This window comes from Tropicimonas sp. IMCC34011 (assembly GCF_003390865.1).
Lineage (GTDB): Bacteria > Pseudomonadota > Alphaproteobacteria > Rhodobacterales > Rhodobacteraceae > Tropicimonas_B.
The window spans coordinates 641,145-654,131 of record NZ_QMEJ01000001.1 but is presented as its reverse complement, the minus strand read 5'-3'; the positions used below and the strand labels follow the sequence as shown (position 1 = coordinate 654,131).

General features: G+C 68.6%; 10 protein-coding genes and 1 tRNA gene. 8 read left to right on the top strand and 3 right to left on the bottom strand.

The features are described 5' to 3' along the window. Positions 1-98 precede the first annotated feature (98 nt). The gene (locus DQG15_RS03120; RefSeq protein WP_116082646.1) at positions 99-1,247 is read left to right on the top strand and encodes a type III PLP-dependent enzyme; all 1,149 of its coding nucleotides are present in this window, start codon (positions 99-101) and stop codon (positions 1,245-1,247) included. 95 nt (positions 1,248-1,342) lie between these two features. Further along, complete coding sequence (locus tag DQG15_RS03115; RefSeq protein WP_116082644.1) at positions 1,343-3,628, top strand: xanthine dehydrogenase family protein molybdopterin-binding subunit; 2,286 nt, start codon at positions 1,343-1,345, stop codon at positions 3,626-3,628. Positions 3,629-3,765: 137 nt separating this feature from the next. On the opposite strand, the gene metF is transcribed toward DQG15_RS03115, so the two are convergent. Both metF and DQG15_RS03105 read right to left on the bottom strand, forming a co-directional pair. Next, positions 3,766-4,635 carry a methylenetetrahydrofolate reductase [NAD(P)H] gene (gene metF, locus DQG15_RS03110; protein ID WP_116082642.1) on the bottom strand — a complete coding sequence of 290 codons (870 nt, stop codon included), beginning with the start codon at positions 4,633-4,635 and terminating at the stop codon, positions 3,766-3,768. A gap of 270 nt (positions 4,636-4,905) precedes the next feature. Then, positions 4,906-6,021 carry a hypothetical protein gene (locus tag DQG15_RS03105; RefSeq protein WP_116082640.1) on the bottom strand — a complete coding sequence of 372 codons (1,116 nt, stop codon included), beginning with the start codon at positions 6,019-6,021 and terminating at the stop codon, positions 4,906-4,908. A 168-nt stretch (positions 6,022-6,189) separates the two neighbouring features. Between DQG15_RS03105 and DQG15_RS03100 the strand changes: the two genes are divergently transcribed. Continuing rightward, on the top strand, positions 6,190-6,978 hold the full coding sequence (locus DQG15_RS03100) for an inositol monophosphatase family protein (protein ID WP_116082638.1): 789 nt from the start codon (positions 6,190-6,192) through the stop codon (positions 6,976-6,978). 48 nt (positions 6,979-7,026) lie between these two features. On the opposite strand, the gene DQG15_RS03095 is transcribed toward DQG15_RS03100, so the two are convergent. Then, positions 7,027-7,752 carry a rhomboid family intramembrane serine protease gene (locus DQG15_RS03095; protein WP_116082636.1) on the bottom strand — a complete coding sequence of 242 codons (726 nt, stop codon included), beginning with the start codon at positions 7,750-7,752 and terminating at the stop codon, positions 7,027-7,029. Positions 7,753-7,842: 90 nt separating this feature from the next. Here DQG15_RS03095 and DQG15_RS03090 point away from each other — a divergent pair. The 5 genes from DQG15_RS03090 (at position 7,843) to ftsW (ending at position 12,986) form a co-directional block, all read left to right on the top strand. Next, a tRNA-Leu gene (locus tag DQG15_RS03090) sits at positions 7,843-7,928 on the top strand. Between the two features lie 160 nt (positions 7,929-8,088). Then, positions 8,089-8,754, top strand: a complete 666-nt coding sequence (locus DQG15_RS03085) for an SDR family NAD(P)-dependent oxidoreductase (protein ID WP_116082635.1) — start codon at positions 8,089-8,091, stop codon at positions 8,752-8,754. Positions 8,755-8,764: 10 nt separating this feature from the next. Then, positions 8,765-10,171: a UDP-N-acetylmuramoyl-L-alanine--D-glutamate ligase gene (gene murD, locus DQG15_RS03080; RefSeq protein WP_116082633.1), complete on the top strand. Its 1,407-nt coding sequence runs from the start codon at positions 8,765-8,767 to the stop codon at positions 10,169-10,171. A gap of 273 nt (positions 10,172-10,444) precedes the next feature. Next, positions 10,445-11,446 carry an LLM class flavin-dependent oxidoreductase gene (locus DQG15_RS03075; protein WP_116082632.1) on the top strand — a complete coding sequence of 334 codons (1,002 nt, stop codon included), beginning with the start codon at positions 10,445-10,447 and terminating at the stop codon, positions 11,444-11,446. A 373-nt stretch (positions 11,447-11,819) separates the two neighbouring features. Further along, positions 11,820-12,986, top strand: coding sequence for a putative lipid II flippase FtsW (gene ftsW / locus DQG15_RS03070; RefSeq protein ID WP_116082631.1), 1,167 nt, complete (start codon positions 11,820-11,822; stop codon positions 12,984-12,986). Position 12,987: the final 1 nt, after the last annotated feature.

Here is a 12,987-nt window from a genome sequence, read left to right as displayed (position 1 = left end):
CGGTACCTGGCCTGGTTCGGAGGTTGCGTAAGCGGCTCCCAACCCGTCAGGCGGGGCAAGAGGTGGCTGCGCTCTGTTGGCAAGAAAGGGCAGAGCCGATGGGGCTGAACAAGACGATCTGGGCGAACCCGTCCGATTTCATCCGCGCCGAGCAGCCGGACAATCCGGTACTCTTCTTCTCACCCGCGATCCTGCAGGCGACCGCGCGGCGGTTCCTCGACGGATTTCCGGGGCTCGTGACCTATGCGGTCAAGTCGAACCCGGACGAGATCGTCATCGCCAACCTCGATGCCGCCGGCATCCGGGGCTACGACGTCGCCTCGCTCTACGAGATCGACCTCATCGCCCGCGTAGCCCCCGGCGCCGCCATGCATTACAACAACCCCGTCCGCTCCCGCGCCGAGATCGCCGAAGCGGTGGAGAAGGGCGTGCGCTCCTTCTCTGTCGACTCGCTGTCCGAACTCGAGAAGCTCTACGAGCTGGTGCCGCAGGGCGCCGAGATCTCCGTGCGCTTCAAGCTGCCCGTGAAGGGCGCGGCCTACGATTTCGGCGCGAAGTTCGGCGCGACGGCGCCGCTCGCGACCGAGCTTCTGGCCCGCGCGAACGGCATGGGCTTCGTCCCGTCCCTGACGTTCCACCCCGGAACCCAGTGCACCGATCCGATGGCATGGGATGCCTACATCCGGACCGCCGCCAAGATCGCCGCCGATGCCGGTGTCACGCTGTCCCGCCTGAACGTGGGCGGCGGCTTCCCGGCGCATCGGCTGAATGCCGTGGCGCCCGAGCTCGACGCGATCTTCGCGCTGGTCGACCGGGTCACGGGCGAAGCCTTCGGTGACGCGCGACCGGCGCTCGTTTGCGAGCCCGGCCGCGGCCTCGTGGCAGAGAGTTTCTCGCTTGCGACCCGCGTCCGCGCCGTGCGCGATGCCGACCACGTCTTCCTCAACGATGGCGTCTATGGCGGCCTTGCCGAACTGCCGCTCATCGGGATCATCGACCGCGTCGAGCTGCGGGACGCCGAAGGCCGCCGGAAGTCCGGCCTGCCGGTGCCGCGCATCGTGTTCGGGCCGACCTGCGACAGCGTCGATCGTCTACCCGGCGAGCTGCCGCTGCCCGGCGACATCGCCGAGGGGGATTACGTGATCTTCCACGGCATGGGTGCCTATTCCACGGCGACCGTGACCCGGTTCAACGGCTTCGGCGTCTTGGACATGGTGACGGCGCTTTCGCTGAACTCGGCCCAGTAAGGGCGCATTCCCCCGGCGGGCCGACCATTTGAGATGGACGGCGCCGCCGGGGCGGCTAGGCTCTGACCCGAACCTCCAGACGGGATAGACGAGCCATGACCCCTAAATCCGGCACGTCGCAGGGCGGACGCTTCGAAGACATCCGCCTCCTGAGCGGACATGGGCGGTACACGGACGAGACGGCACCGGCGGATGCCCTCGTCGCGGTCTTCCTGCGTGCGCCCGTGGCCCATGCGACGATCAGCCTGGACGGGCTGGAGGAGGCCCGGACGATGCCGGGCGTCGCGGATATCCTGACCGCCGCCGAGATCCGCGCCGAGGGGATCGACCCCGACTTGCCGGCGACACTCGTGAAGGGCGGGGCGAGCCCTCCGAGGCCCGCGCTCGCGGAGGGCCGCGTGCGGCATGTGGGAGAGGCGATCGCCTGCGTTGTAGCGACGAGCCGCGCGGCGGCGCTGGACGCCGCCGAGGCCATCGCGCTCGATTTCGAGGAACTGCCGGCGAAGCTCGACCTCGCGGAGGGCGGCGCGCCACTGCACGAGGAGGCGCCGGAGAACCGCGCCTATACCTTCCGGGCGGGGGCGTGGGACGCGGCCGAAGCGGGGCTGGAGGCCGCCGCGCACCGCCTGTCCTTCGAGATCGCCGACCACCGCGTGATCTGCAATCCGATGGAGCCCCGGGCGGCCTGGGCCGGATGGACGGAGGGGCGACTGCACGTCTGCCTCGGTGGCCAGAACGTCTGGTGGATCAAGTCGCGGCTCGCGGCGTGGTTCTCGGTGCCCGAAAGCCAGGTCCGCGTGACGATCCCCGATGTCGGCGGCGGTTTCGGCACCCGCGCGATGTTCTACCCCGAATATCCCGTCCTTGCCCTCGCTGCGCGACGCCTCGGTCGGCCCGTCCGCTGGGCGTCCGATCGCAGCGAGACCATGCTCACCGACGCCGGGGCGCGGGATCTCGTGTCCACCGTGGAGATGGGGTTCGACGCGCAGAAGCGCCTGACCGCGTACCGCGTGCGCAACCTCTCCAATCTCGGGGCCTACAATTCCCAATTCGGGCAGGGCATCCAGTGCGGTAATTTCTCCCGCGTGCTGACCGGCGTCTACGACGTTCAGGACGCGGCGATGGAGACGGTGGGCATCTATACCAACACCACGCCGACGGACGCCTATCGCGGCGCCGGGCGGCCCGAGGCGATCTACGCGCTCGAGCGGGCGATGGATCAGGCGGCGCGCGTCTTCGGCGAGGACCCCGCATCCTTCCGACGCCGCTCGATGATCCGCCCCGACCAGCTTCCCTACGCGACGGCGACGGGGGAGAGCTATGACGTGGGCGATTTCCCGGGCATCCTCGACGCGCTCTGCAAGAAGGCCGACTTGGACGGTTTCGAAGCGCGCCGGGCGGCCTCCGAGGCGAAGGGCAGGCTTCGCGGCATCGGCCTCGTCACCTATATCGAGGCGATCCTCGGTGCGCCGGACGAGACGACTACGGTGGAGTTCACGCAAGAAGGGCGCGTGCGGCTCTATGTCGGTACGCAATCGGCAGGCCAGGGACACGAGACGGTGCATGCGCGGCTGCTGGAGGCGCGGACCGGAATCCCCGCGCATGCCGTCGACGTCGTCATGGGCGACAGCGACCTGATCGCGAAGGGCGGCGGCACCGGCGGCTCCCGGTCCGTCACCGTGCAGGCGATGGTGACCGACCGCGCAGGGGAAATGATGGAGGCGGCCTTCGCGTCGTTCCTCGCCGCCGAGCTTGGCGTGCCGGAGGATGCCCTGACGTTCGAGGATGGCCGCTTCCGCGCCGAGGGCAGCAATGCCGCGCCCGATCTCATGGAGGCGGCCCGGATGGCCCGCGCCGCGGGGCGGGGCGACCTGCTGAAGCACACGGCCACGGCGACCCTGCCGGGGCGATCCTTCCCGAACGGCGCCCACGCCGCCGAAGTGGAGGTGGATCCCGAGACGGGGGATGTCAGCCTCCTGTCATACAAGGTGGTGGATGATTTCGGCACGCTGATCGACCCGGTTCTCGCCATCGGGCAGGTTCATGGCGGCGTGGCGCAGGGTGTCGGACAGGCGCTGATGGAGCGGGCGGCGCATGACGAGGAGGGGCAGGCGCTGGCCGTCACCTTCATGGATTATGCCATGCCGCGGGCCTACGATCTGCCGATGATCGAGTTCTCTCAGCGCCCGATCCCGTCCCCGCGCAACCCGGTCGGCATGAAGGGATGCGGCGAAGCCGGAACGGTGGGGGCCATCGCGGCGGTGTCGAACGCGGTGCAGGATGCGCTCTGGGCGCGGGGCGTGCGCAACGCGCAGATGCCGTTCACCGCCTCCCGCGTCTGGGCGATGCTGCAGGAGGCCGCCGGAAGCGGGGACAGCTGATCGTCCCCGCTGGCTGCGCCGCTCAGAGCGCTCTCACGGCTTGGTAAGGTAAATCCGCCGGCGAGACGGCCTTCGTACATGCAAACGGCCCGCGGGCTGTCGCCCCGGGCCGTCTCCTACGTCGAGGCTATGGCGCCTCAGGCCACGTCTTCGAGCACCGAGTCCTGCGTTACGCCGAGGGCATGGCAGACGTCGCGCGTCAGGTGCGGGCGATTCAGCGTATAGAAATGCAGCTTGTCCACGCCGCCGTCGATCAGCTCCGAGCTGAGCTCGGTGGCCAGCGCCGTCGCCAGAAGATCCTGCCGTCCGTCACGCTCAGCCGCCTCGAAGGCCTCGCCGAGCCATGCGGGAAGGCGCGCGCCGCAGGCGGTGGCGAAGCGTCGGGTGTTCTTCCAGTTCTCGATCGGCAGGATGCCCGGAATGATCGGCGCATCGATCCCGGCCTTGGCGCAGGCATCGCGGAACCGGAAGAAGGTGTCCGCTTCGAAGAAGAACTGCGTGATCGCCTCGGTCGCACCTGCGTCGATCTTGCGCTTGAGCCACTCGACGTCCTGCCCCTCCCGCGTCGCCTCGGGGTGCGGGTCGGGATAGGCGCCGACGCGGATGGTGAAGTCGCCCGCCTCGCGCAGGCCTTCGATGAGTTCGCAGGTGTCCCGGAACCCCTCGGGGTGGGGCGTGAAGCTGTCCACCCCCTTGGGCGGATCGCCCCGGAGCGCGACGATGTCGGTCACGCCGGCCTTGGCGTAGCTTCTCGCGATCTCCAGCGTCTCCTCGCGGGAGGCGTCGACGCAGGTGAGATGCGCAGCCACGGTCAGATCAGTAGAGGCGTTGATCGCGTCCACGGCCTCATGGGTCAGCTTGCGGGTCGTACCGCCGGCACCATAGGTCACGGAGACGAAGCGGGGGCGGAGCGGCGCCAGCGCCTGAACGGTGTCCCACAGCTTGAAGGACGCCTGCACACTGCGCGGCGGGAAGAACTCGAAGGACACGCTCGGCACGGTCGCCATGTCGGATACCACCCTTGTTCAGTCGCAATTGGATATTGCATCGGCGTACAGTTGAGGCAACGTCATAATCTCCGGGACGATCATGAGTTCCGATGCATATTGAATTCCGTCACCTCGGCACACGCGGAGCCATGCGTGACGCTGGCGGCCTCGCTCAGGCCGCCACGATGCTGGACTTAACACAAATCGCGCCGCCCCACCAAGTCAAAGGGACGCGGAAGCGGACGGACTCCGGCCTGCGCCCGTCCGGAGATGAAGGCGCCCGGGGCGTCAGGCGCCGATCCACGAATCGACGAAGCGCGACACGCTGCCCCACCATCCTTGCTCCGCCTGCTGCGCGGCGATGACTGTTTCATGCATCTTGAGCGAGGACTTGATGAGCGGATCATCCGAGTCGAGTTCAAGCTCGGCATCCTTCATCATGTGGGCCGCCGTGCGCTTGAGCTGATCGAGATAGGCGACGCCCGAGTCGAAATCCGATTGCGAAATCACCGTATTGCCGCCGCCGAACATCTGCAGGAGGCGCATCTTGTCCCCGCCGAGACCGGAGACGAGGGTGACGGCGGCGATGAGCGGCACCTTGTCCACTGCGCCACGCAGCCAGAGGTTGAACTTGCGATTGTTGCGCGACAGGTCGGAGGCAGTGCCGCGCGCGGCCCAGAGCGTCTTCGCCTTCGCGGTGAACTTGTCGAGGACGAGGAACTCGGCGTAGCGCCAGAGGGATTCCACGGCGAACTCGAAGATCCCGGCCATGTAATCCACCGCCTTTGTCGCGAAGGCGCCGAAGGAGGACAGGGTGCTCGAGATCGAGGATTTCGCCAGTTCGAACACGCCCGAGAGCATCGCCCGGTTCATCCCCGATTCCACGCCCTTCACCAGTGTCGCCGGATGGCCGTAGTTGATCTTGACGTTGTACCCGGCGACGTAGCTCCTCAGCTTCTGGATAAAGGATTTCCCGGCGTTCCAGAGGTTTGCGACATCCCCGACGCTCTCGAGACTGTCGGCATCGTCCATCACCTGCGCCGCGACCCAGAGGGCGAGGTTCTTGCTGAAGCTGATGAGTTCGTGTGGTGCGCCGAAGAGCTCGGCAATTTGGGAGCGAAGCTCGGCCACGAAGGACGTCGCCCAGGACATCACCTTGGCAAGTCCGGTCCCGGCGCCGTTCGCCCCGGCCGCGGCCGATCCGAACATCGTCAGCGGATCGCCGATGGCCTCGTTGAAGTCGCCGAAGCCGTCCCAGCGACGATTGGCGAGCGCGGTGAAGGCGCGGACCGAGCCGTTCACGGCCAGATCCGCGTAGGGCGATTCCACGTCAACGCCCTGCCACAGATAAATGACACCCTGCCGCGCATTGCGGATGCCCGGCGGGCCCTGAAGTGCGTCCATTGAAATGACTCCGGTTTTCCAAACCGCGGCCTGAATGATGGCCGGCCGGGCCACCTTAATCGCCGCCTGAAACCGCGCAAGCGTCCTTCGGTCCCCGCATCGCTTGTGTCCGCCGCTTCTTGTGGCCTATACCGCGCGCCTGACCGAACCTCCCCGGGAGAGCCGCCGATGCAGGGCAGCGCAAACCTCAACGTGATGATGAAAGCCGCGCGCAAGGCCGGGCGCGGCCTCGTGCGTGATTTCGGCGAGGTCGAGAACCTCCAGGTCAGCCGCAAGGGCCCCGGAGATTTCGTGTCCCGCGCCGATATCACCGCCGAGAAGGTCATCCGCGAAGAGCTGACCCATGCCCGTCCGAACTACGGCTGGCTCGGCGAAGAGAGCGATCCGGTCGAGGGCAAGGATCCCACGCGCCGCTGGATCGTCGATCCGCTCGACGGCACGACGAACTTCCTGCACGGCCTGCCGCACTGGTCCGTCTCCATCGCTCTGGAGCACAAGGGCGAGATCGTCGCGGGTGTGGTCTACGATCCGGCCAAGGACGAGATGTTCTATGCCGAGAAGGGGCAGGGCGCCTGGATGAACGAGCGCCGGATCCGCGTCTCCGGTCGCTTCCAGCTGTCAGAGGCCGTCTTCGCGGGCGGCATGCCGTTCGGCGCCAAGCGCACCCTGCCGGCCATGCTGCGCGACCTCGGGCGCCTGATGCCGGCCTGCGCCGGTCTTCGCCGCTGGGGCGCTGCATCGCTCGATCTGGCCTACGTCGCCGCCGGGCGGTGCGAGGGGTTCTGGGAGCGGGAGCTGTCGCCGTGGGACATGGCCGCGGGCCTCGTCATCGTGCGCGAGGCGGGCGGCCTGATCGGCCCGATCCGCGAGGGGCAGGACATCCTCGAAAGCGGCGGCGTCATCGCCTGCAACGGCGAGCTCTTCGAGCGCTTCGCCGGGATCATCCGAGAGACCTGAGCCGCGCCGCCCGGACCTCTGATGGATCGGCTGCGCAGCCGCCGGCGCTCAGCGCCGCCGCACCACCGGCACCCGGCTTCTGCTGTATCTGGCCTCCTCGTGCGGCGGGTGGCCGTGGGTCCGCGACCAGAAGGCCACCGCGCCGCGCTTCAGCCAGATCGGCAGGGTCAGGGCCAGTCCGATGACGAAGCCGCCGGCATGGGCCCAGTACGCGACGCCGCCGCCCATCGGATCGCTCCCCACCGAGTTGAACAGCTGCAGCGCGAACCAGCCAAGGAGCACGATCCAGGCCGGGATCGGGATCACCTTGAAGATGACGACGAAGATGAAGAGCACGTCGACGCGCGCCTTCGGGAAGAGCAGCAGGTACCCGCCCATCACGCCCGCGATGGCGCCCGAGGCCCCGACCGTCGGAACGGTCGAGTACGGCGCCGCCGCGACATGGGCGATCCCCGCCCCGACCCCGGCGGCGATGTAGAAGCCGAGAAAGCCCGCATGGCCCATCTCTTCTTCCAGGTTGTCGCCGAAGATCCAGAGGTAGAGCATGTTGCCGATGAGATGCATCCAGCCGGCATGCAGGAACATCGAGGTCACGAAGCTCAGCGGCGATGAGAGCGCCGGTATGAGCGCCCAGTCGGCGTAATAGGCGGCGAGACGCATGGGATCCTGCGCGACGCCGAGGGACATCAGGAAGATCGCGACATTCGCGGCGATCAGCGTCCAGACGACGTAGGGCCTGCCGCCCGAAGGATTGTGGTCGCGGATAGGGAACATGGCGCGACGCTACATTCCGCCGCCGCGCCGTCAAGCGCAGGGAGGCGCTTGTGGGACCCCTCGGCGCTGTTCTATGCCTTCCCTCGCTGCGCGGGCGTGGCGGAATGGTAGACGCATGGCACTTAAAATGCTTGGGGCTGATGCCCGTGGGGGTTCGAGTCCCCCCGCCCGTACCAGCGTGTCGCGAAACGGCGCAGACATCTTGGACGCAGCGCCGCGGGGGCGCGCGCCCGGGTCGCCTCCGATTGGCCGCAGCGCCGGGGGCCACGGCCCGCACCGCTCCGTTCAGCCGAGGGCGGTGTCCCGCCCGCGCTACCCCGCCTCGAGGAGGACGACGTGACGAGACCAGACACACCTCGCGCCCTTGTCACGGGCGGAAACCGGGGGATCGGACGGGCCATCGCGGCCGCCCTGATCGCGAAAGGCTGCGCCGTGACCATCACCGCGCGGGATCCGGCCGAGGGGGAAGCGGCGGCGGAGGCGCTCGGCTGCGACTGGATGCGGGCGGACGTGGCCGAGCCGGAAACGCTCCATGGCCTGATCGATATGCCCTTCGACATTCTCGTGAACAATGCCGGGATCCTTCCCGAGGGCTCCCTTCTGGACAATCCCGAAGGGTTCGTGGACGCGATGGCGGTGATGGTGACGGGGCCTTTCCTGCTCATCCGCGCGCTGGCGCCGAGCATGGGGCGGCGCGGCTGGGGCCGGATCGTCAACGTCTCCTCGAGCATGGGCAGTTTCGCCTCCGGCCTTTCGGGGCCGAACGGTTACGGGATCGCGAAGGCCGCGCTGAACGCTCTGACGCATGTCCTGCCTCGGGACCTGCCGGAGGGCGTGAAGATCAACGCGATGGACCCCGGATGGATCGCGACACGGATGGGCGGCGAGCACGCGCCGGGCGATCCCGAAGATGCAGCGGCCGAAGCGGTGCGGCTCGCGCTCCTGCCCGAGGATGGACCGACGGGCGGGTTCTGGCGTCACGGACAACGGGCCGAATGGTAGGGAGACGGGCATGATCAGGGTCAGGGGACACGAGGGCGAGCGCGTCGCCGTTCTGGGGCTGGGCCGGTCGGGCCTCTCCGCGGCGAAGGCCCTCAGGGCGGGCGGCGCGCTGCCGCTGTGCTGGGACGACGGGGCCTCGGGGCGGGCCGCGGCGGAGGCGGAGGGGCTGGACCTTCTCGATCCGACCGCGCCCGGCGCCCTCGAGGGTGTCGCCGCCATGATCGTCTCGCCCGGCATTCCGCATCTCTACCCCGCGCCGCATCCGGCGGTGCTCGCTGCGCTGAAGGCCGGCGTGCCGCTCGACAACGATATCGGCCTCTTCTTCCGCTCCTGGGCGGAGGAGGGCTGGGAAAACTTCGACCTGCCGCCGAAGGTGATCGCGGTCACGGGGTCCAACGGCAAGAGCACGACCTCCGCCCTCATCGCCCATATCCTGCGCGAGGCGGGGCGGGACGTTCAGCTTGCGGGCAATATCGGCGTCGGCGTGCTCGACTGCGAGCCGGCGGTGAACGGGTCGATCGCGGTGCTCGAGCTGTCCTCCTACCAGACCGATCTTGCCCGCGCGCTGACGCCGGATATCGCCGTCTTCATCAACCTCTCCCCCGACCATCTCGACCGTCACGGCGGCATGGGCGGGTATTTCGCCGCCAAGCGCAGGCTGTTCGCCGAGGGCGGGCCGGACCGTGCCGTGGTGGGTGTGGACGAGGCCGAGGGCCTTTATCTCGCCGGGCAGCTGGCCGAGGGGCCGGGAGACGACCGGGTCATCCGCATCTCTTCCGCCGGCAAGCTCGATGGGCCGGGCTGGACGGTCCATGCGCGCAAGGGCTTTTTGTCCGAGCGGCGGAAATCGCGCCAGGTGTCCTCCGCCGATCTGCGCGAGCTTCCGGGCCTGCCGGGGGCGCACAATCACCAGAACGTCTGCGCCGCCTGGGCCGCCGTCCGCTCCCTTGGCCTGTCGCCCTCGGTGATCAAGGGCGCGCTGGCCACCTTCACGGGCCTGCCGCACCGCTCGCAGCCGGTGGGCGAGGCGGGGGGCATTCGCTTCGTCAACGACAGCAAGGCCACGAACGTGGATGCCGCATCCCGCGCGCTCCAGGCCTTCGACAAGGTGCGCTGGATCTGCGGCGGCCTGATGAAGGAGGGAGGCCTCGACCTTCTGCATCCGCATCTGGACCGCGTGGCGAAGGCGTACGTCATCGGTCGGGAGGCCGAGGCATTTGCCCTGGCGCTGGGGCCGGGGGTGACGTCCGAGGTCTGCACCACGATGGCCCAGGCGGTCGCGCGCGCGGCGGAAGAGGCGGAACCGGGAGAGACGGTCCTCCTCGCCCCGGCCGCGGCGTCCTTCGACCAGTACGACAACTTCGAAAAGCGCGGCGATGACTTCGCCAGCGAAGTCGCGCGCGTTTTGGCGGGCTGAGGGAAGCACCCGGAGAACCTCCGCTGGCACCGGGCGACCGTTTTCGGCCGCAGCATGCCGGAGGGGCCCGCCCCGTGGGGCACCTTGGGCTGAGGGACGGCGCCGCCGAGCACGGGCCCGCACGGCAAGAAGGCGGCGTCCTGCCTGCCGGTGGCGCGTTCGCCGGGGCGGGATCTGACGGGGAAACGAACCGGGCGCGTTGCAGGGGAAAGGGGCGGGGCGTCTTGCGTGCTGGCGGTGTCTGCCTACGTGAGTGAACAAAGGAGTTCACCCATGCAGTATTCCGTCCTCGATCTGTCCCCCGTGCCCGAGGGGCACGATGCCGCCGAAGCGATTGCCAACACCGTCGATCTCGCGCGCCATGCCGAGGCGCAGGGCTATCGTCGCTTCTGGATGGCGGAGCATCACAACATGCCCGGCATCGCCTCCGCCGCGACGTCCGTCCTCATCGGCCATGTCGCCGGGGCGACCGAGCGCATTCGCGTGGGCGCAGGCGGCATCATGCTGCCGAACCATTCGCCGCTGATGGTCGCCGAAGCCTTCGGAACGCTCGCGACGATCCATGGCGACCGGATCGATCTCGGCCTCGGTCGCGCGCCCGGGACGGACATGGCCACGGCGCGGGCTCTGCGGCGGGGCGGCGGGAACGGTGAGGAGTTTCCGAACGACGTCGTCGAGTTGATGAACTATCTCGGCGCGCCGCGCGATGGCGCGCGGGTGCGGGCGCTTCCGGGCGAAGGAACGCACGTGCCGGTGTGGATCCTCGGCTCGTCGCTCTACGGGGCGGAGCTGGCGGCGATGCTCGGGCTGCCCTACGCCTTTGCCAGCCATTTCGCTCCGCAGGCGCTGGAGCAGGCGCGGGAGCTCTACCGGGCGCGGTTCCAGCCGGGCGCGCTGGATCAGCCCCGCTTCATGCTCGCGATCAACGTCTTCGCCGCGGAGAGCGACGCGCGCGGGGCCTACCTCCGCTCCTCCATGCAGCAGGCGTTCGCGCGGCTGCGTCTCGGTCAGCCCGGCAAGTTGCCGCGCCCGGTGGACGACGTGACCCAGATCCTGCCGGCGCAGGCCGTCGAGATGGCGGACGAGGCGTTGAGGATCACCGCCGTGGGCGGTCCGCAAACGGTGCGGGACAGGCTCGAGGCGCTGATCGCCGAGCACCGTCCGGACGAGGTGATCCTCACCGGGCAGATTCACGACCACGAGGCGCGCAAGGAGAGCTTTGAGCGCGCGGCGGATATCCTCAGGGATCTGGGGGCGGAGCGCGCGGCGGCGTGAGGGGCGCTGTCCGCCCTCTGTCGCAGGCCCATTCCTACCTGTGATCCCGGGCGGGGGTGCCATTCGAGATGCGGTGCCCATGGATGAGGGCGGCGCCATCGGCAGATCCATGAGGCGGGTCAGGGGCTCGGTCAGCGGCGGGCGTTGATTGCTGCCTCCCGCAGATCTTCTCCGGGCCGAGCCCCCTTGCTGGCGCGGCCCGGCTGGCCCTCGTCCTGATCAAGACGAGCACGTCACCACCGCCCGGATGACCGCTCCGAGAAAAGCAATCGATCCCGGCGCGCATTTTCCTAGAATCCTCGCGGGTGCTGCGCTACTGTCACTCTCACGAGATCCGGAAAACCGGACAGGCAGAGCAGTTGGGCAGTAATCCATGACGGAAATGGTCTATGGCGCCGTGCCGATGCGCACGGGCGACGCAGTATTGCCGCGTTGGTGGCGCACGATCGACAAGTGGACCATGTCCTGCATCTTCCTCCTCTTCGGGGTGGGGTTGCTGCTGGGGCTGGCTGCCTCTCCGCCGCTGGCGGAGCGCAACGGGCTCGATCCATTCTACTACGTCGAGCGGCAGATCTTCTTCGGCGGCATGGCGATGGCCGTCATGCTGGTCGTGTCGATGATGACGCCGGACGCGGTGCGCCGCTGGGCGGTGGTGGGCTTCCTGATCACCCTCGTCTCTCTTCTCCTGTTGCCGTTTCTCGGCACCGATTTCGGCAAGGGCGCCACGCGCTGGTTCTCCTTCGGCTTCGCCTCGGTGCAGCCGTCCGAGTTCCTCAAGCCCGCCTTCGTCGTCGTCTGCGCCTGGATGCTGTCCGCGGGGCAGGAGCCGGGCGGCCCTCCGGGCAAGACATTGTCGCTGTGCGTGACGATACTCGTCGTCGCACTCCTCGTGCTGCAGCCCGACTTCGGCCAATCGGCGCTGATCGTCTTCGCGTGGGGCGTGATGTACTTCATCGCGGGCGCGCCGATCCTTCTTCTCATGGGGCTGGCGGGCTGCGCCGTCCTGTTCGGGATCGGGGCCTATTCCTCCTCCGAGCACTTTGCCCGCAGGATCGACGGCTTCCTGTCCCCCGAGATCGATCCGCGCACCCAGCTCGGCTATGCCACCAACGCCATCCAGGAGGGCGGCTTCTTCGGCGTCGGCGTCGGCGAGGGGCAGGTCAAGTGGTCGCTGCCGGACGCGCATACCGACTTCATCATCGCCGTTGCGGCAGAGGAGTACGGCGTCGTCCTCGTGAGCTTCATCATCCTGCTCTACTCCGTCATCGTCGTGCGCTCGCTGATGCGCCTGATGAAGGAGCGCGATCCGTTCACCCGCCTCGCCGGGGCAGGGCTTGCCTGCATCTTCGGCGTGCAGGCGATGATCAACATGGGCGTCGCGGTCCGGCTCCTGCCGGCGAAGGGGATGACCTTGCCCTTCGTCAGCTACGGCGGCTCCTCCCTGATCGCCGGCGGTCTTCTCGTCGGCATGCTGCTTGCGATGACCCGCGCGCGGCCGCAGGGCGAGATCGGCGACATCCTGCTGCGGCGGGGCCGTTGAG

Bases quoted from the DNA above. Each gene is read 5' to 3' on its own strand.
- DQG15_RS03120 (WP_116082646.1), top strand. From the start codon at position 99: ATGGGGCTGAACAAGACGATCTGGGCGAACCCGTCCGATTTCATCCGC.
- DQG15_RS03115 (WP_116082644.1), top strand. From the start codon at position 1,343: ATGACCCCTAAATCCGGCACGTCGCAGGGCGGACGCTTCGAAGACATC.
- metF (WP_116082642.1), bottom strand. From the start codon at position 4,635: ATGGCGACCGTGCCGAGCGTGTCCTTCGAGTTCTTCCCGCCGCGCAGT.
- DQG15_RS03105 (WP_116082640.1), bottom strand. From the start codon at position 6,021: ATGGACGCACTTCAGGGCCCGCCGGGCATCCGCAATGCGCGGCAGGGT.
- DQG15_RS03100 (WP_116082638.1), top strand. From the start codon at position 6,190: ATGCAGGGCAGCGCAAACCTCAACGTGATGATGAAAGCCGCGCGCAAG.
- DQG15_RS03095 (WP_116082636.1), bottom strand. From the start codon at position 7,752: ATGTTCCCTATCCGCGACCACAATCCTTCGGGCGGCAGGCCCTACGTC.
- murD (WP_116082633.1), top strand. From the start codon at position 8,765: ATGATCAGGGTCAGGGGACACGAGGGCGAGCGCGTCGCCGTTCTGGGG.
- DQG15_RS03075 (WP_116082632.1), top strand. From the start codon at position 10,445: ATGCAGTATTCCGTCCTCGATCTGTCCCCCGTGCCCGAGGGGCACGAT.
- ftsW (WP_116082631.1), top strand. From the start codon at position 11,820: ATGACGGAAATGGTCTATGGCGCCGTGCCGATGCGCACGGGCGACGCA.